Origin of the sequence: Leclercia pneumoniae, from assembly GCF_017348915.1 — a bacterium.
GTDB classification, from domain to species: Bacteria; Pseudomonadota; Gammaproteobacteria; order Enterobacterales; family Enterobacteriaceae; genus Enterobacter; species Enterobacter pneumoniae.
Genome location: NZ_CP071383.1, coordinates 194,408 through 213,677, shown reverse-complemented (window position 1 = coordinate 213,677; position 19,270 = coordinate 194,408). Strand labels below are relative to the sequence as shown.

The 19,270-nt window shown below is 54.3% G+C and carries 15 protein-coding genes; 9 read left to right on the top strand and 6 right to left on the bottom strand.

The window, feature by feature from the left end; translation table 11 throughout:
• Positions 1-55 precede the first annotated feature (55 nt).
• The 9 genes from thiC to JZ655_RS00960 all read left to right on the top strand — a co-directional run bounded on the left by thiC (position 56) and on the right by JZ655_RS00960 (position 8,094).
• Entirely contained in the window at positions 56-1,951 is a 1,896-nt protein-coding gene (gene thiC, locus JZ655_RS01000) for a phosphomethylpyrimidine synthase ThiC (RefSeq protein ID WP_207292778.1), read from the top strand.
• Positions 1,951-2,586, top strand: a complete 636-nt coding sequence (thiE, locus tag JZ655_RS00995) for a thiamine phosphate synthase (RefSeq protein WP_207292777.1) — start codon at positions 1,951-1,953, stop codon at positions 2,584-2,586. Before thiC ends, thiE begins: the two co-directional genes overlap by 1 nt.
• Positions 2,579-3,334, top strand: coding sequence for a HesA/MoeB/ThiF family protein (locus JZ655_RS00990; protein ID WP_046887171.1), 756 nt, complete (start codon positions 2,579-2,581; stop codon positions 3,332-3,334). Before thiE ends, JZ655_RS00990 begins: the two co-directional genes overlap by 8 nt.
• Positions 3,318-3,518, top strand: coding sequence for a sulfur carrier protein ThiS (thiS, locus tag JZ655_RS00985; protein WP_040077671.1), 201 nt, complete (start codon positions 3,318-3,320; stop codon positions 3,516-3,518). The genes JZ655_RS00990 and thiS overlap by 17 nt, the downstream gene beginning before the upstream one ends.
• A complete protein-coding gene (thiG, locus tag JZ655_RS00980; protein WP_207292776.1) occupies positions 3,519-4,286 on the top strand; it encodes a thiazole synthase in 768 nt (255 codons plus the stop codon).
• Complete coding sequence (thiH, locus tag JZ655_RS00975; protein ID WP_207293796.1) at positions 4,286-5,419, top strand: 2-iminoacetate synthase ThiH; 1,134 nt, start codon at positions 4,286-4,288, stop codon at positions 5,417-5,419. The genes thiG and thiH overlap by 1 nt, the downstream gene beginning before the upstream one ends.
• A 327-nt stretch (positions 5,420-5,746) precedes the next feature.
• The gene (locus JZ655_RS00970; protein WP_207292775.1) at positions 5,747-7,288 is read left to right on the top strand and encodes a sensor domain-containing diguanylate cyclase; all 1,542 of its coding nucleotides are present in this window, start codon (positions 5,747-5,749) and stop codon (positions 7,286-7,288) included.
• A 180-nt stretch (positions 7,289-7,468) separates the two neighbouring features.
• Positions 7,469-7,774: a PTS sugar transporter subunit IIB gene (locus JZ655_RS00965; protein ID WP_035890299.1), complete on the top strand. Its 306-nt coding sequence runs from the start codon at positions 7,469-7,471 to the stop codon at positions 7,772-7,774.
• A gap of 2 nt (positions 7,775-7,776) precedes the next feature.
• On the top strand, positions 7,777-8,094 hold the full coding sequence (locus JZ655_RS00960) for a PTS lactose/cellobiose transporter subunit IIA (RefSeq protein WP_046887175.1): 318 nt from the start codon (positions 7,777-7,779) through the stop codon (positions 8,092-8,094).
• Positions 8,095-8,153: 59 nt separating this feature from the next.
• Here the strand turns inward: JZ655_RS00960 and rpoC are convergent, their stop codons facing one another.
• The 6 genes from rpoC to rplK form a co-directional block, all read right to left on the bottom strand.
• Positions 8,154-12,377, bottom strand: coding sequence for a DNA-directed RNA polymerase subunit beta' (gene rpoC / locus JZ655_RS00955; RefSeq protein ID WP_040077678.1), 4,224 nt, complete (start codon positions 12,375-12,377; stop codon positions 8,154-8,156).
• A gap of 76 nt (positions 12,378-12,453) precedes the next feature.
• Positions 12,454-16,482 (bottom strand): DNA-directed RNA polymerase subunit beta, encoded by a 4,029-nt coding sequence (gene rpoB / locus JZ655_RS00950; RefSeq protein WP_040077679.1) that lies wholly within the window; start codon positions 16,480-16,482, stop codon positions 12,454-12,456.
• A 319-nt stretch (positions 16,483-16,801) separates the two neighbouring features.
• Positions 16,802-17,167: a 50S ribosomal protein L7/L12 gene (gene rplL / locus JZ655_RS00945; protein WP_000028882.1), complete on the bottom strand. Its 366-nt coding sequence runs from the start codon at positions 17,165-17,167 to the stop codon at positions 16,802-16,804.
• Between the two features lie 66 nt (positions 17,168-17,233).
• Positions 17,234-17,731: a 50S ribosomal protein L10 gene (gene rplJ / locus JZ655_RS00940; protein ID WP_001207203.1), complete on the bottom strand. Its 498-nt coding sequence runs from the start codon at positions 17,729-17,731 to the stop codon at positions 17,234-17,236.
• 289 nt (positions 17,732-18,020) lie between these two features.
• Entirely contained in the window at positions 18,021-18,725 is a 705-nt protein-coding gene (rplA, locus tag JZ655_RS00935) for a 50S ribosomal protein L1 (RefSeq protein WP_040077680.1), read from the bottom strand.
• A gap of 3 nt (positions 18,726-18,728) precedes the next feature.
• Positions 18,729-19,157, bottom strand: a complete 429-nt coding sequence (rplK, locus tag JZ655_RS00930) for a 50S ribosomal protein L11 (RefSeq protein WP_008503452.1) — start codon at positions 19,155-19,157, stop codon at positions 18,729-18,731.
• Positions 19,158-19,270 lie beyond the last annotated feature (113 nt).

Sequence of the window (19,270 nt, the reverse complement as noted above, 5' to 3'; positions counted from 1 at the left end):
TCTCTTGCTTCATCCGTCGTCTGACAAGCCATGTCCTTCACTTTTGGAATGAGCTATGTCTGCAACTAAACTGACCCGCCGCGAACAACGCGCACAAGCACAACACTTCATCGACACGCTGGAAGGCACCGCGTTTCCGAACTCTAAGCGTATTTACATCACCGGCTCGCAAGCCGATCTTCGCGTCCCGATGCGTGAAATTCAGCTTAGCCCAACGCTTATTGGTGGCAGCAAAGAAAATCCGCAGTTCGAGGAAAACGAGGCCGTACCGGTGTATGACACCTCCGGCCCGTACGGCGATACCGATATTGCCATCGACGTACAGAAGGGACTGGCAAAGCTGCGCCAGCCATGGATTGAGGCGCGTAACGACAGCGAAGCGCTGACTGTTCGCAGTTCACATTACACCAACGAGCGTCTGGCCGACGACGGTCTGGATGAACTGCGCTTCACTGGCCTGCTGACGCCAAAACGAGCCAGGCCAGGCAAATGTGTCACTCAGCTGCACTATGCGCGCCAGGGCATTGTCACGCCAGAGATGGAGTTCATTGCCATTCGCGAAAACATGGGTCGTGAGCGCATTCGCAGTGAAGTCCTGCGCCACCAGCATCCGGGCGAAGGTTTTGGTGCGCATCTGCCGGAGAACATCACCCCCGAATTCGTGCGTGACGAAGTGGCGGCGGGCCGGGCGATCATCCCTGCCAACATCAACCACCCGGAATCAGAGCCGATGATCATTGGCCGCAACTTCCTGGTGAAGGTTAATGCCAACATCGGTAACTCTGCGGTCACCTCTTCCATCGAAGAAGAGGTAGAGAAACTGGTCTGGTCTACGCGCTGGGGTGCAGATACGGTGATGGATCTCTCAACCGGCCGCTATATTCACGAAACCCGCGAGTGGATCCTGCGTAACAGTCCGGTGCCGATTGGTACCGTCCCGATTTATCAGGCACTGGAAAAGGTGAACGGCATTGCCGAAGACCTTACCTGGGAAGCGTTCCGCGATACCCTGCTGGAGCAGGCCGAACAGGGCGTGGATTACTTCACCATTCACGCTGGCGTGCTGCTGCGCTACGTACCGATGACCGCCAAACGCCTCACCGGCATCGTCTCGCGCGGCGGCTCCATCATGGCCAAGTGGTGCCTCTCCCATCATCAGGAAAACTTCCTCTACGAACACTTCCGCGAAATCTGCGAAATCTGCGCGGCGTACGATGTTTCGCTGTCGCTGGGCGACGGTTTGCGCCCTGGATCCATTCGCGATGCCAACGACGAAGCGCAGTTCGCCGAGCTGCACACCCTGGGCGAACTGACCAAAATCGCCTGGGAGTATGACGTGCAGGTGATGATTGAAGGCCCGGGTCACGTGCCGATGCAGATGATCCGCCGCAACATGACCGAAGAACTGGAGCACTGCCACGAAGCGCCGTTCTATACCTTAGGGCCGCTGACCACCGATATCGCACCGGGTTACGACCACTTCACCTCGGGCATTGGCGCAGCGATGATTGGCTGGTTCGGCTGCGCGATGCTCTGCTACGTCACGCCGAAAGAGCACCTTGGCTTGCCCAACAAAGAGGATGTGAAACAGGGGCTTATCACTTACAAAATTGCCGCGCACGCTGCAGACCTGGCGAAAGGCCACCCGGGGGCGCAGATCCGCGATAACGCGATGTCGAAGGCGCGATTCGAGTTCCGCTGGGAAGACCAGTTCAACCTCGCGCTCGACCCTTTCACCGCCCGCGCTTATCACGACGAAACCCTGCCGCAGGAGTCGGGCAAAGTGGCGCACTTCTGCTCCATGTGTGGCCCGAAATTCTGCTCAATGAAAATCAGTCAGGAGGTGCGTGACTACGCTGCCGCGCAGACCATCGAAGTGGGGATGGCAGACATGTCAGAAACCTTCCGCGCCAAAGGCGGCGAAATCTACCTCAAAAAAGAGGAGGCATAATGTACCAGCCCGATTTCCCAACGGTGCCCTACCGGCTAGGGCTTTATCCGGTGGTCGATAGCCTTGAGTGGATTGAGCGCCTGCTGGATGCTGGGGTTCGCACCCTTCAGCTGCGGATTAAAGATAAGCGCGATGACGAGGTAGAGGCCGATGTGGTGGCCGCCATTGCGCTCGGGCGGCGCTATGATGCCCGCCTGTTTATCAATGACTACTGGCGGCTGGCGATAAAGCATCAGGCTTATGGTGTGCACCTGGGCCAGGAAGATCTGGAAACCACCGATCTGAATGCCATTCGCCACGCAGGGCTGCGTCTGGGCGTCTCCACGCACGATGATATGGAGATCGACGTGGCGCTGGCCGCCCGTCCCTCTTACATCGCACTGGGCCACGTCTTCCCCACGCAAACCAAACAGATGCCCTCAGCACCGCAGGGACTGACCCAGTTGGCTCGCCATATTGCCCGCCTGGGGGACTACCCCACCGTAGCCATCGGCGGTATTAGCCTCGAGCGCGCCCCGGCGGTGCTGGAGACTGGCGTAGGCAGTATCGCGGTCGTAAGCGCCATCACCCAGGCTGCAGACTGGCAAGCCGTTACCGCACAGCTTCTGAAGCTGGCAGGAGTGGGCGATGAATGATCGCGACTTTATGCGCTATAGCCGCCAGATATTACTGGAGGATATCGCCATTGATGGGCAGCAAAAGCTGCTTGCCAGCCGGGTACTGATTGTCGGTCTGGGCGGGTTAGGTGCGCCAGCGGCCCTTTACCTGGCGGGAGCCGGGGTCGGCACGCTGGTGCTTGCCGATGATGACGAGGTGCATCTCAGCAATCTGCAGCGGCAAATCCTTTTTACCCCTGACGATCTCAACCAGCCCAAGGCAGAGATAACCCGTCAACGGCTCCATCAGTTGAACCCAAATATCGAATTGATCGCGCACCAGGCGCGGCTAAGCGGACAGAGCCTGCAGCATGAAGTCGCCCTGGCCGACGTGGTGCTCGACTGTACCGACAACATGTCCACCCGCCAGGCAATCAATGCTGCCTGCGTGTCGCTCGATACGCCGTTAATCACCGCCAGTGCCGTCGGCTTTGGTGGGCAGATGATGGTACTCACGCCACCCTGGGCGCAGGGATGTTATCGCTGCCTGTGGCCGGACGATGCCGAGCCTGAACGCAACTGCCGCACGGCGGGTGTGCTTGGCCCGGTCGTGGGGGTAATGGGTACGCTGCAGGCGCTGGAAGCCATCAAACTGCTTAGCGGAATCAACACCGGACATAACGCGCTACGCCTGTTCGATGCGCGTGCCGGCAGCTGGCGGCAGTTGGCCTTGCAGCGCGCCAAGGGCTGCACCGTCTGTGGAGGGCAACATGCGCATTCAGTTTAATGATGAGCCGATGCAGTGCGTAGAGGGGTTAACGGTTGCCGCCCTGCTAGACCAGCTGCGTCAGCTTAAGCCGGGCGTGGCCCTGGCACTTAATCAACAGATCCTGCCGCGCGAGCGGTGGGAACATCAGCAGGTGAGCGAAGGCGATCACATCCTGCTTTTTCAGGTCATCGCAGGAGGCTGAATGTTACGTATTGCTGATAGAACCTTTGAATCACATCTGTTTACCGGAACCGGAAAATTTGCCTCGTCCCATCTGATGGTGGAGGCTATCCGCGAAAGCGGCAGCCAGCTCGTTACGCTGGCGATGAAACGGGTGGATCTGCGTAACCACAGCGACGCAATCCTCGCCCCGCTGCTGGAGGCCGGGGTGACGCTATTGCCCAATACCTCCGGTGCCAAGACCGCCGAAGAGGCCGTATTTGCCGCGCAGCTGGCGCGTGAAGCGCTGGGCACAAGCTGGCTCAAGCTGGAGATCCATCCGGATGCCCGCTGGTTGTTACCCGATCCTGTCGAAACGCTAAAAGCCGCAGAGATGCTGGTAAAACAAGGATTTACCGTGCTGCCTTACTGCGGCGCGGACCCGGTGCTCTGTAAACGGCTGGAAGAGGCGGGCTGTGCGGCAGTCATGCCGCTGGGGGCGCCGATTGGCTCGAACCAGGGGCTGGAGACCCGCGCGATGCTGGAGATCATCATCGAGCAGGCCACCGTACCGGTGGTGGTAGATGCCGGCATCGGCGTCCCAAGCCATGCCGCCCAGGCGCTGGAGATGGGTGCCGATGCGGTACTGGTCAATACGGCGATTGCCGTTGCCGACGACCCGGTGCTGATGGCCCGCGCCTTCCGCCTGGCGGTAGAAGCAGGCCTGCTGGCTCGTCAGTCTGGCCCCGGTTCACGCAGTATGCTGGCGCAGGCCACCAGCCCGCTCACCGGCTTTCTGGAGGCGCGGTGATGAAGACCTTTACCGATCGCTGGCGCCAGCTCGACTGGGATGATATTCGCCTGCGTATTCACAGCAAAACCGCTGCCGACGTCCAGCGGGCATTAGCGGCACGTCATCCCGGCCGTGAAGAGATGATGGCCCTGCTCTCCCCGGCGGCCGATGCTTATCTGGAACCCATGGCGCAGCGGGCGCAGCGCCTGACCCGGCAGCGTTTTGGCAATACGGTCAGCTTTTACGTGCCCCTCTATCTCTCGAACTTGTGTGCCAACGACTGCACTTATTGCGGTTTTTCAATGAGTAACCGAATCAAGCGCAAAACACTGGATGCGCAGGAGATTGCCCGTGAATGCGCCGCGATTCGTGAGATGGGGTTTGAACATCTGCTGCTGGTAACGGGCGAACATCAATCGAAGGTGGGCATGGACTATTTTCGCCGCCATTTCCCGGACATTCGCCGCCAGTTCTCCTCCTTACAGATGGAGATCCAGCCGCTCTCCCAGGAGGAGTACGCAGAGCTTAAAGCTCTCGGCCTGGACGGGGTGCTGGTTTATCAGGAGACGTACCACGAGAAGGTCTATGCCCAACACCATCTGAAAGGGAAAAAACAGGACTTCTTCTGGCGGCTGGAGACTCCGGATCGCCTTGGTCGCGCCGGAATCGACAAGATTGGCCTGGGATCGCTCACAGGTCTTTCCGACAGCTGGCGAGTTGACTGTTATATGGTGGCGGAGCATCTGCTGTGGCTACAACAGCATTACTGGCAAAGCCGCTACTCCATCTCCTTTCCGCGCCTGCGCCCCTGTGCCGGGGGGATCCAGCCCGCCTCCATTATGGATGAACGCCAGCTGGTGCAGACCATCTGCGCCTTTCGCTTGTTGGCGCCTGACGTTGAGCTGTCACTCTCTACGCGTGAATCGCCGGCATTTCGCGATCGCGTCGTCCCGCTGGCCATTAACAATGTGAGCGCATTTTCAAAAACCCAGCCAGGCGGATACGCTGACGATCATCCGGAGCTGGAGCAATTCGCGCCGCACGATGGGCGCCGTCCGGAAGAGGTGGCGGCGGCCCTGTCAGGGCAAGGGTTGCAGCCGGTCTGGAAGGATTGGGATAGCTGGCTGGGGCGCGCTTCGCAATCTCGCTGAAACGCACTGTAAAAGTATGAAATGGTGTCGAGACTGCTCGACATCCTCACAACGGGCCGTTGTTCACAAAGGTCCGTTTTTTTATCTTCACTGCGTCAATAATCCTTATTGACCAGGGCGAATACTTTCTTCCTCTTTCGCCCTGCCTTCTCTTTGTCATTCACGGCGCACGCTGAAATCTTCAAATAAATTTGAATTAATAAGTCAGGTCTTAAGCCAAATCATCCTCGTTTTAATTAACGGCAGTATACTTATCAACCACAGGCCGGGCGAAACCATAACGCCAGGGTTTCAACATTTTATTTATTCTGGAATGATTTATTACTGATGGCGCTTCAAAACAGAAAGCTTTCTTTTACAACTCCCATTATGGTGAGCTTTGCGGGCATCCTGCTCAGTTTTGTGCTGATCGCGGTGTTTATTATAGGGACTCAGCGTAAAGATTTTCTGGACGACTATCATCAGATTAACCGTAACTTCACCCATAACCTGGCGGTGAATTACACGGAATCTATCCTGCGAGAAAATGATTACATCCTGGGGCGAGCGGCTACGTTTTTCTCGCGTAATGAGCAACTTGAGAAGATGGTCACCGGCGATCCGACGCAGGGTTTGCAACTGCTGATGCATTTGCAAAATCTGATGCCCAGTGTCTCGTCCATCTCCCTGGCCGATGTCCAGGGCCACCATTTGCGAGCCCCGGCCATCATTGCTGATAAAACGAGCGAGACCTTCGATGCCCGCACCCGCCCGTGGTTTATGGCACAGGCTGAATCCAGCACCTTTAGCCGCTATACCCGCCCGTATAAAGACTTCTTCACCCATCATCCCACAGTCACCCTCTTCAAACCGGTGATCTCGCCGGAAGGCAGGCTGAAAGGTACGCTCGCCTTCCACCTCGACCTGGCATCTATGGGCTTTACTCTGCGCCAGATGGTCTCTCCGGTGCAGGGGGAGTTTTTTGTCGTGGAACGAGACGGGAAAGTGATCCTGCATCCGGACACCGGTGTGCTCTTCAAATCCTACGTTAGCGAAAAGCTAATGGATCAGATGACCAGCGGCGAGGGACATATTTACGATGAATCCACTCACGCCTGGTATTATTACTACTCATTTACGAATCCCGACTGGTTCGTTATTTATCGGGTCTCCAGTGCGGCGCTCGATGCCCTGATCCGTCATGAAACCAACATTGTGGCCTGGGGGCTTGCCCTTGCGGCTATTACTATTTTGCTCTTTGGCCTGTACCTGCGTCATGCCTCGCGAAGCGTGCTGATGAATATCATCAACGCCATTAAAACCGGTGACGTGAAGCAGGCCCCGCGCCTGGAGGCAATGCTGAGCAAAGCCATAGAGAGTAATAAGGAGAGGGAGCTCTCCTGGGTGCGACAAGCCACCATCGATGCGCTGACCGGTTGCAAAAATCGACGCGCCTTCGATACCGATATCGCCGCCCTGATAAACGATCACCATCCGTTCTCCATGGCGTTAATTGATATTGATAACTTCAAAACTATTAACGATACCTGGGGGCATCTCACCGGCGATATCGTGCTACGTAATGTGGCCCGGGAAGGTATTCAGGTAATGCAGCCCCATGGCGTGTCGGTTTATCGCTACGGTGGTGAAGAGTTTGCCGTACTCTTCCCGGCGCAACAGAATGATGCCGCGAGCGCCTTGCTGGAAAACTGGCGCGTACGGGTTGCCGAACGCAACTGGCGTGAAGAGGGACTCAGCGTGACCTTTAGCGCCGGACTGGGCGAGTGGCACCAGGAGCCGCAGGCACAGTTTGTGGGTAGCGTGGATGAAGCGCTCTACAAAGCCAAACAGTCGGGTAAAAACCGCATCATTCGCACACCTTCCGTCTGACCACTATCCTCATAAGATGCCCGTTTTAACGGGCATTTGCCCTCCTTTGTAAAATTTGTAACCGGTTTCAGAAAATTGCCCGTTTCTTTGTGATGCCAGACACACAATCGCGGTAAAGCGGTTGTTGAAGCAGACGGCACGGGATAATTATCAATAAACACATGTAGATCGAGGCTGACTATGAAGAACATCGTTTTATGCTGTGCAGCGGGAATGTCGACCAGCATGCTGGTTCAACGCATGAAAGACGCCGCGCAGAAAAAAGGGGTCGAAGTAAGCATTAAAGCCGTGCCGGTTGCTGAGTTTAAAGATGAGATCGCTACCGCTGACATCGTATTACTGGGGCCACAGGTTAAATACGAGCAAGCAAAACTGCAGGCCCAGGCCGAGCCGCTGGGTAAAAAAGTCGCGGTGATCGACATGATGGATTACGGCATGATGAAAGGTGATGTCGTGCTGGAAAAAGCGCTGAAACTACTGGAGTAATCATGGAAGATTTAGAAACCACGATCATGGAACTGCTGGTTAATGCGGGCGCGGCGCGCAGTGCGGCTTTAACGGCATTGCAAATGGCGCGTAAAGGCGATTTTGACGACGCTGAAAAGGCAATGGAAGAGTCACGCGAATACGTGAAACATGCTCACGTTATTCAGACCCAGCTTATTGGGCTGGATGAAGGAACAGGCAAACTGCCGGTCAACCTGATTACCGTTCACTCCCAGGATCATCTGATGAACGCGATGGTTATTCAGGATCTGGCGGGCGATATGATCGAACTTTATCGGCGCATTCCGTTAGTCAAATAACCCCTTCCAGATATAAAAAAAACCCGCCGAAGCGGGTTTTTTATTAGCTGAAGGCACGATTACTCGTTGTCGGAACCGCCCAGACCTGCGTTCAGCAGCTCTGCCAGGCTTGCAGAAGCATCTTCTGCAGTCACCTGTGGTGCAGCTGGCAGTTCGCCCGCTGCGCGACGGCGCATACGATCCTGGTGGTACGCATAACCGGTACCAGCCGGGATCAGACGACCCACGATAACGTTCTCTTTCAGACCGCGCAGTTCGTCGCGTTTGCCCGCAACGGCTGCTTCGGTAAGCACACGAGTGGTCTCCTGGAACGATGCCGCGGAGATGAAGGACTCGGTTGCCAGAGACGCTTTGGTGATACCCAGCAGGTCACGTGCGAAGGTCGCACTGTTTTTGCCGTTCGCTTCCAGATCGCGGTTTGCAATCTTAACGCGAGAGTATTCAACCTGCTCACCTTCGAGGAACTCGGAGCTGCCCGCGTTCACGATGGTGGCTTTACGCAGCATCTGACGAACGATAACTTCGATGTGCTTATCGTTGATCTTAACGCCCTGCAGACGGTAAACGTCCTGTACTTCGTTGGTGATATAACGCGTTACCGCGTGTACGCCACGAAGACGCAGAATGTCGTGCGGTGCTTCTGGACCATCGGAAACCACGTCACCACGTTCTACACGTTCACCTTCAAACACGTTGAGCTGACGCCATTTCGGAATCATCTCTTCGTACGGTTCGCTGCCATCCAGCGGCGTGATTACCAGGCGGCGTTTACCTTTGGTCTCTTTACCGAAGGAGATAATACCGCTGATTTCCGCCAGGATTGCCGGCTCTTTCGGACGACGTGCTTCGAACAGGTCCGCAACGCGTGGCAGACCACCGGTGATGTCCTTGGTACCGCCAGATTCCTGAGGAATACGCGCCAGGGTGTCACCAGAGCTGATCTGTACGCCATCTTCCAGCTGAACGATCGCTTTACCTGGCAGGAAGTACTGAGCCGGCATATCCGTGCCCGGGATCAGAACATCGTTACCGTTGGCATCAACGATTTTCAGTGCTGGACGCAGATCTTTACCGCCTGCGGTACGTTCTGCAGAATCCAGAACAACCAGCGAGGAGAGACCGGTCAGTTCGTCGGTCTGACGCGTAATGGTCTGGCCGTCGATCATGTCGGTGAAGCGGATGAAACCAGCCACTTCGGTGATAACCGGCATGGTGTGTGGATCCCAGTTAGCTACGGTTTCGCCGCCAGCAACCTGCTCGCCATCACCTTTAGCCATAACAGCACCGTAAGGTACTTTATAGCTCTCTTTGGTACGACCGAATTCGTCGATCAGCTTCAGCTCGGTGTTACGTGAGGTGACAACCAGCTTGCCTGAAGAGTTAACAACAGACTTCGCGTTGCTGAGCTTGATGCTACCTTTGTTTTTCACCTGGATGCTGGATTCAGCAGCCGCACGAGATGCCGCACCACCGATGTGGAACGTACGCATCGTCAGCTGTGTACCCGGCTCACCGATGGACTGTGCCGCGATAACACCGATTGCTTCACCTTTGTTGATGATGTGGCCACGCGCCAGGTCACGACCATAGCAGTGTGCACATACACCAAAGTCGGTGTCACAGGATACAACGGAACGCACTTTCACGGAGTCGACAGAGTTCGCTTCCAGCAGGTCACACCAGTGCTCGTGCAGCAGCGTGTTGCGTGGAACCAGAATGTCTGCGGTACCCGGCTTCAGAATGTCTTCCGCGGTAACACGACCCAGTACGCGATCGCGCAGTGGCTCTTTAACATCACCACCCTCGATAACCGGGGTCATGGTGATACCTTCGAGGGTGCCACAATCGTCTTCGGTAACAACCAGGTCCTGCGCAACGTCAACCAGACGACGCGTCAGATAACCGGAGTTCGCGGTTTTCAGTGCGGTATCCGCCAGACCTTTACGCGCACCGTGCGTGGAGATGAAGTACTGGAGTACGTTCAGACCTTCACGGAAGTTCGCGGTGATTGGCGTTTCGATGATGGAGCCATCTGGCTTCGCCATCAGACCACGCATACCTGCCAGCTGACGAATCTGTGCCGCAGAACCACGCGCACCGGAGTCGGCCATCATGTAGATGCTGTTGAAGGAGACCTGCTGCTCTTCGACGCCGTCACGGTTAATCACGGTTTCGGTCTGCAGGTTGTCCATCATCGCCTTGGATACACGATCGTTCGCCGCAGCCCAGATATCGATAACTTTGTTATAGCGTTCGCCTGCGGTTACCAGACCAGACTGGAACTGCTCCTGGATTTCGGCAACTTCAGCTTCTGCTTCGCTGATGATCTCGTATTTCTTCTCTGGGATCACCATGTCATCGATACCAACAGATGCACCTGAACGCGCTGCATAAGCAAAGCCGGTGTACATCGTCTGGTCAGCGAAGATAACGGTCGGTTTCAGGCCCAGAATGCGGTAACAGGTGTTCAGCATTTTGGAGATTGCTTTCTTGCCCAGCGCCTGGTTGACGATGGAGAAAGGCAGACCTTTCGGTACGATCATCCACAGAATCGCACGACCCACGGTCGTGTCTTTCAGGCTGGTGGTCGCAACGAATTCGCCGTTAGCATCTTTTTCGTATTCAGTGATACGCACTTTAACGCGCGCATGCAGAGAGGCCAGGCCAGCGCGGTAAATACGCTCAGCTTCTTTCGGGCCAGTCAGCACCATGCCTTCGCCTTTAGCGTTAACACAGTCACGGGTCATGTAGTACAGACCCAGTACAACGTCCTGAGAAGGAACGATGATTGGCTCACCGTTCGCTGGAGACAGGATGTTGTTGGTAGACATCATCAGCGCACGCGCTTCCAGCTGGGCTTCCAGCGTCAGCGGTACGTGAACAGCCATCTGGTCACCATCGAAGTCGGCGTTATAAGCCGCACAAACCAGCGGGTGCAGCTGAATAGCTTTACCTTCGATCAGTACTGGCTCAAAGGCCTGGATACCCAGACGGTGCAGAGTTGGTGCACGGTTCAGCAGGACCGGGTGTTCGCGGATCACTTCGTCCAGGATATCCCAAACGACAGCTTCTTCGCGCTCAACCATTTTCTTAGCGGCTTTGATGGTGGTGGCCAGGCCACGCAGCTCCAGCTTGCCGTAGATGAACGGTTTGAACAGCTCCAGCGCCATTTTTTTCGGCAGACCGCACTGATGCAGACGCAGGTATGGACCTACGGTGATTACAGAACGACCGGAGTAGTCAACACGCTTACCGAGCAGGTTCTGACGGAAACGACCCTGCTTACCTTTGATCATGTCGGCCAAAGATTTCAGAGGACGCTTGTTAGAACCGGTGATCGCACGACCGCGACGACCGTTATCCAGCAGGGCGTCGACCGCTTCCTGCAGCATACGTTTTTCGTTGCGTACGATGATGTCCGGCGCAGCCAGATCCAGCAGACGTTTCAGACGGTTGTTACGGTTGATAACGCGACGATACAGATCGTTCAGATCGGACGTTGCGAAACGACCACCATCCAGCGGAACCAGCGGACGCAGATCTGGCGGCAGAACCGGCAGAACGGTCAGGATCATCCACTCTGGTTTGTTACCAGACTGAACGAACGCTTCCAGCAGCTTGATACGCTTGGTCAGCTTTTTACGCTTGGTTTCGGAGTTGGTTTCGTTCAGCTCTTCACGCAGCTGCTCGCACTCTTGCTCCAGATCCATGCTCTTCAGCAGGGCCTGGATAGCTTCCGCACCCATCTTCGCGTCGAATTCGTCACCGAACTCTTCCAGCGCGTCCAGATACTGTTCTTCGGTCAGAATCTGGTTACGTTCCAGGTTCGTCATCCCGCCTTCGATCACAACATAAGATTCGAAGTACAGAACACGTTCGATATCGCGCAGCGGCATATCCAGCAGCAAACCGATACGGGACGGCAGAGATTTCAGGAACCAGATGTGCGCAGTTGGAGACGCCAGCTCGATGTGGCCCATACGCTCACGGCGTACTTTGGTCTGGGTTACTTCAACGCCGCACTTCTCACAGATCACACCACGGTGTTTCAGGCGCTTGTACTTACCGCACAGGCACTCGTAATCTTTTACTGGCCCAAAGATACGGGCGCAGAAAAGGCCGTCACGCTCTGGTTTGAACGTACGGTAGTTGATGGTTTCCGGCTTTTTAACTTCACCGAAAGACCATGAACGGATCATGTCTGGCGAAGCCAGAGCAATTTTGATCGCATCAAACTCTTCGGTTTTAGTCTGCGCTTTCAGAAACTTTAATAAATCTTTCACGGATTTGCTCCCGTCGGAGTTAGCACAATCTGGTGTCGGGGGTTAACCCGACACCAGTGACCTGTTTGAGCGAGAATTACTCGTCTTCCAGTTCGATGTTGATACCCAGCGAACGAATCTCTTTCAACAGTACGTTGAAGGACTCTGGCATGCCTGGTTCCATCTGATGGTTGCCGTCCACGATGTTTTTATACATCTTGGTACGACCGTTTACGTCATCAGACTTAACGGTAAGCATTTCCTGCAGGGTGTATGCTGCGCCGTATGCTTCAAGCGCCCACACTTCCATCTCACCGAAGCGCTGACCACCGAACTGCGCCTTACCACCCAGCGGCTGCTGAGTAACCAGGCTGTAAGAACCGGTAGAACGCGCGTGCATCTTGTCGTCAACCAGGTGGTTCAGTTTCAGCATGTACATGTAGCCAACGGTTACCGGACGCTCAAACTGCTCGCCAGTACGACCGTCGAACAGTGTGATCTGACCGGAAGTCGGCAGGCCACCCAGCTGTAACAGTTCCTTGATTTCAGACTCTTTCGCACCATCGAAGACCGGCGTCGCGATTGGCATACCCTTACGCAGGTTTTCAGCCAGACGCAGCACTTCTTCATCGCTGAAGGTGTTCAGGTCAACTTTCTGGCGAACGTCAGTGCCCAGATCGTACGCACGCTGGATGAATTCGCGCAGTTTCGCGACTTCTTCCTGCTGCTTCAGCATGGCGTTGATTTTCTCGCCGATACCTTTCGCAGCCATACCCAGGTGAGTTTCGAGGATCTGACCAATGTTCATACGAGACGGTACGCCCAGCGGGTTCAGTACGATATCTACCGGCGTACCGTTAGCATCGTGCGGCATATCTTCGATCGGGTTGATCTTAGAGATAACACCCTTGTTACCGTGACGACCTGCCATTTTATCACCAGGCTGGATCTGACGTTTAACGGCCAGATAAACCTTAACAATCTTCAGCACGCCCGGTGCCAGATCGTCGCCCTGAGTGATTTTACGGCGCTTCGCTTCGAGTTTTTTCTCGAACTCGTGTTTCAGCTCGTCGTACTGCTCAGCCAGCTGTTCCAGCTGATTCTGTTTCTCTTCGTCGGTCAGGCCCAGTTCCAGCCAGCGATCGCGTGGCAGCTTGTCGAGCTTCTCAGCTTCAACACCACCGGCAACCAGCACCGCATAAATACGGCTGAACAGACCCGCTTCGAGGATCTGCAGTTCTTCAGACAGGTCTTTCTTAGCCTGTTTGAGCTGCATCTCTTCGATTTCCAGCGCACGTTTATCTTTCTCAACGCCGTCACGGGTGAAGACCTGAACGTCGATAACTGTACCGGAAACACCGTTTGGTACGCGCAGAGAAGAGTCTTTAACGTCAGACGCTTTCTCACCGAAGATTGCACGCAGCAGTTTCTCTTCTGGCGTCAGCTGGGTTTCACCTTTCGGCGTCACTTTACCTACCAGAATATCGCCGCCGGTCACTTCCGCACCGATGTAAACGATACCGGATTCATCCAGTTTGGAGAGCGCTGCTTCACCCACGTTCGGGATGTCGGCAGTGATCTCTTCCGGCCCCAGCTTGGTGTCACGGGACACACATGCCAGTTCCTGAATGTGAATCGTGGTGAAACGATCTTCCTGAACCACACGCTCGGAAACGAGGATGGAGTCTTCGAAGTTGTAACCGTTCCACGGCATGAACGCTACGCGCATGTTCTGACCGAGCGCCAGTTCACCGAGGTCGGTGGACGGACCGTCTGCCAGCACGTCGCCGCGCTCAACCGGCTCACCCAGAGAGACACATGGCATCTGGTTGATGCAGGTGTTCTGGTTAGAACGGGTGTATTTCGTCAGGTTATAGATGTCGATACCTGCTTCGCCCGGGTACATCTCGTCTTCGTTAACTTTGATAACGATACGGGAGGCATCCACGTACTGAACCAGACCGCCACGTTTAGCAACCGCAGTTACACCGGAGTCAACGGCAACAGCACGTTCCATACCAGTACCAACCAGCGGCTTATCAGCACGCAGAGTTGGAACGGCCTGACGCTGCATGTTCGCACCCATCAATGCACGGTTGGCGTCATCGTGTTCCAGGAACGGGATCAGGGACGCACCGACGGATACCACCTGCTGGGTGGAAACGTCCATGTAGTCAACCTGGTCACGGCTGAACAGGCTGGATTCGCCTTTGCTACGACAGGTAACCAGATCTTCTACAAAGTGGCCTTCGTCATCCAGGTTGGAGTTCGCCTGAGCAATAACGTAGTTGCCTTCTTCGATAGCAGACAGGTAATGAATTTCGTCGGTTACAACACCGTCAGTCACTTTACGATACGGGGTCTCGAGGAAACCGTATTCGTTAGTCTGTGCGTACACGGACAGGGAGTTAATCAGACCGATGTTTGGACCTTCAGGCGTTTCGATTGGACATACGCGACCATAGTGAGTCGGGTGTACGTCTCGAACTTCAAAGCCTGCGCGTTCACGGGTCAGACCGCCTGGGCCGAGTGCAGAGATACGACGCTTGTGCGTAATCTCAGACAGCGGGTTGTTCTGGTCCATAAACTGAGACAGCTGGCTGGAACCGAAGAACTCTTTCACTGCGGCAGAGATTGGCTTAGCGTTAATCATATCCTGAGGCATCAGGGTATCCAGATCGCCCAGAGACAGACGCTCTTTAACCGCACGCTCAACACGTACCAGGCCAACACGGAACTGGTTTTCCGCCATTTCGCCTACGGAACGGATACGACGGTTGCCGAGGTGGTCGATATCATCCACTTCGCCTTTACCGTTACGGATATCGATGAGCTTCTTCATCACTTCGATGATGTCTTCTTTGCTCAGGATACCGGAACCTTCGATCGTGTCACGCAGCAGAGAACGGTTGAACTTCATACGACCAACCGCGGACAGATCGTAGCGGTCTTCGGAGAAGAACAGGTTCTCGAACAGGCTTTCAGCCGCTTCGCGAGTCGGTGGCTCACCCGGGCGCATCATGCGGTAGATTTCTACCAGTGCGCTCAGACGATCGTTAGTTGGATCGACACGTACTGTCTCAGAGATGTACGGACCGTGGTCCAGATCGTTGGTGAACAGCGTTTCGATACGCTTGTGACCAGACTGGCTCAGCTTCGCCAGCAGATCCAGGCTCAGCTCCATGTTCGCCGGGCAGATCAGTTCGCCAGTCGATTCGTCAACGTAATCTTTTGCCGCGACTTTGCCAGCGATGTATTCAACCGGTACTTCGATGTGTTTGATTTCATCTTTTTCCAGCTGACGGATATGGCGCGCGGTGATGCGGCGGCCTTTTTCCACGTACACTTTGCCGTCGGCTTCGATGTCGAACGATGCGGTATCACCACGCAGACGCTCAGGCACCAGCTCCATTTGCAGCTTGTTGTCGCGAATTTCAAAGACCACTTTCTCAAAGAACAGGTCCAGGATCTGTTCAGTGGTGTATTGCAGCGCACGCAGAATGATGGTCGCAGGCAGTTTACGACGACGGTCGATACGGACAAACAGGTTGTCTTTAGGATCGAACTCGAAGTCCAGCCAGGAACCACGGTAAGGAATGATGCGCGCGTTATACAGTACTTTACCGGAAGAGTGTGTTTTACCTTTATCGCTGTCGAAGAAGACGCCCGGGCTACGGTGCAGCTGGGAAACGATAACACGCTCAGTACCGTTGATAACGAAAGTACCGTTGTCTGTCATGAGTGGAATTTCACCCATGTAGACTTCTTGTTCTTTAATGTCTTTTACGGTGCCTTCCGGCGCTTCGCGCTCGTAGATCACCAGACGCAGTTTTACGCGCAGCGGTGCAGAGTAGGTCACGCCACGGATCTGACATTCCTGAACGTCAAACACCGGTTCGCCAAGGCGATAGCTGACGTACTGCAGCTCGGAATTACCGCTGTAGCTCTGAATCGGGAACACGGAACGGAAGGCGGCTTCCAGACCGTACTGCCCTTCAGGATCTTGCTCGATAAACTTCTGGAACGAGTCAAGCTGGATAGAAAGGAGATATGGAATGTCCAGAACTTGTGGACGTTTACCAAAATCCTTACGAATACGTTTTTTCTCGGTATAGGAGTAAACCATAGGGTTCCTCAGCTCGCTGACAAGTCGACCCATCTGTCCGACGGAGGGACAGTTTGTGCAACACCATTTTGTGGACCGGAAAATTGAATACTTTCCGCAATACCTGTTGCTATCACGCTTAAATCATTTCGTCGCGATTTACACAGAGCGAGCACTCTGTCGCAATATATTAAGTCGTCGATAGAAACAAGCATTGTCAGGCAAACCAGCAGTCAAACAGTGTGAAATGCTACTGGCGCCTTACAGCGCAAAAAGGCTGGTGACTAAAAAGTCACCAGCCATCAGCCTAATTGCTCAGGCTGCAACCGGAAGGGTTGGCTTATTTAACTTCAACTTCAGCGCCAGCTTCTTCCAGAGATTTTTTCAGTGCTTCTGCGTCGTCTTTGCTCACGCCTTCTTTCAGCGCAGCTGGAGCAGATTCTACCAGGTCTTTAGCTTCTTTCAGACCCAGGCCAGTTGCGCCACGTACTGCTTTGATAACAGCAACTTTGTTAGCGCCAGCAGCTTTCAGAATTACGTCGAATTCAGTTTTTTCTTCAGCAGCTTCAGCCGGGCCAGCAGCTACAGCTACAGCAGCAGCAGCGGAAACACCGAATTTTTCTTCCATTGCAGAAATCAGTTCTACAACGTCCATTACGGACATAGCGGATACTGCTTCAATGATTTGATCTTTAGTGATAGACATTTAAATTGTTCCTGAAAATCAGAATAAGTTTATACGTAAGCAAATGCTTTATAAAGATAACTGCGATTAAGCAGCTTCTTTTGCATCGCGAACAGCAGCCAGAGTGCGAACCAGTTTGCCAGCCGAAGCTTCTTTCATGGTTGCCATCAGGCGTGCAATTGCTTCTTCGTAGGTCGGCAGGGTTGCCAGGCGATCGATTTGCGATGCCGGGATCAACTCACCTTCAAAGGCTGCAGCTTTAACCTCGAATTTTGCATTCGCTTTCGCGAACTCTTTGAACAGACGAGCAGCAGCGCCCGGGTGTTCCATAGAGTATGCAATCAAGGTTGGACCAACAAACGTGTCTTTCAGGCACTCGAACTGAGTACCTTCAACTACGCGGCGCAGCAGGGTGTTACGAACAACACGCATGTAAACGCCAGCTTCACGACCTGCTTTACGCAGTTCAGTCATTTTATCTACAGTAACGCCACGGGAATCCGCAACTACTGCAGACAGCGCGCCTTTGGCTACTTCGCTGACTTCAGCAACAATCGCTTGTTTGTCTTGAAGATTTAAAGCCATTAGCTTTGCTCCTGGATGTTTGCCAGGGCTCATGCCCTGGAACTCACTTCACTCTCCCAAACGGAAAGAGCGTCTTAATACGGTGAGCAGAAACAAGCCAGAGTATCCAAAAATAATCTTAGCGTTCTGTCACCGTCTACGCAGGGGATTAAGTCTCTTGCGAAACACCTGCGGTCTTCGACGGAGGCCTGGATAGGCCAGGCTCCAACGAACAATTCGGTTACCTGCTAACCATAGTTAGCAAACGTGGGCGAAGATTGTAGACAAAATCACCGCCCACGTAAAGGTATTAGTTTGCAGCAGCGCTCAGACCAGACTGGTCAACTGCAACACCTGCACCCATGGTGGTGGAGATGCTAACTTTCTTGATGTACACGCCTTTCGCCTGAGTTGGTTTTGCTTTTTTCAGCGCAACCAGCAGAGATTCCAGGTTTTCTTTCAGTTTGTCAGCGTCAAAGTCCACTTTACCGATGGTGGTGTGGATGATGCCGTTTTTGTCGTTACGATAACGAACCTGACCTGCTTTAGCGTTCTTAACCGCTTCAGCAACGTTAGGAGTTACAGTACCAACTTTCGGGTTTGGCATCAGGCCGCGTGGACCCAGAACCTGGCCCAGCTGGCCAACAACGCGCATTGCATCCGGGGAAGCAATAACAACGTCAAAGTTCATTTCGCCTTTCTTGATCTGATCAGCCAGATCTTCCATACCTACCAGTTCAGCGCCGGCAGCTTTAGCAGCTTCAGCGTTTGCACCCTGAGCAAATACAGCTACGCGAACGGAACGGCCAGTACCGTGTGGCAGTACAGTTGCGCCACGAACGTTCTGATCGGATTTACGAGCGTCGATGCCCAGGTTAACGGCAACGTCAACGCTTTCAACGAACTTAGCGGTAGCCAGTTCTTTCAGCAGAGCGATAGCTTCGTTGATGTCGTACTGTTTGGTCGCATCAACTTTGTCACGGATCACGGACATGCGCTTGGTCAGTTTAGCCATTTCTTAGTCCTCCACTACCAGGCCCATGGAACGTGCAGTACCTTCAATGGAGCGAGTCATCGCTTCAATGTCGGCGCCAGTCATGTCGGCAGCTTTGGTCTGCGCGATTTCCTGCAGCTGAGCGCGGGAAATTTTACCCACTTTGTCTTTGTTCGGCTTACCGGAACCAGACTTGATGCCCGCTGCTTTCTTCAGCAGAACTGCTGCTGGAGGGGTTTTGGTAACGAAAGTGAAAGAACGGTCAGCGTATACAGTGATAACAACTGGGATTGGCAGACCTTTTTCCAGGGATTCAGTTTTTGCGTTGAACGCTTTACAGAATTCCATGATGTTCACACCCTGCTGACCCAGAGCTGGACCAACTGGTGGACTTGGGTTCGCCATACCAGCTGCAACCTGCAGCTTGACGTAGGCTTGTACTTTCTTAGCCATTCTAAAATCCTCTGATTGGGTAATAACGCCTCAAGGAGGCTCCCCGTGAATAAAAATCGTCTTACGGGCGAGGCCCATAAAAACAAAAGGCGCGAAATTGTATTCCAATCTCG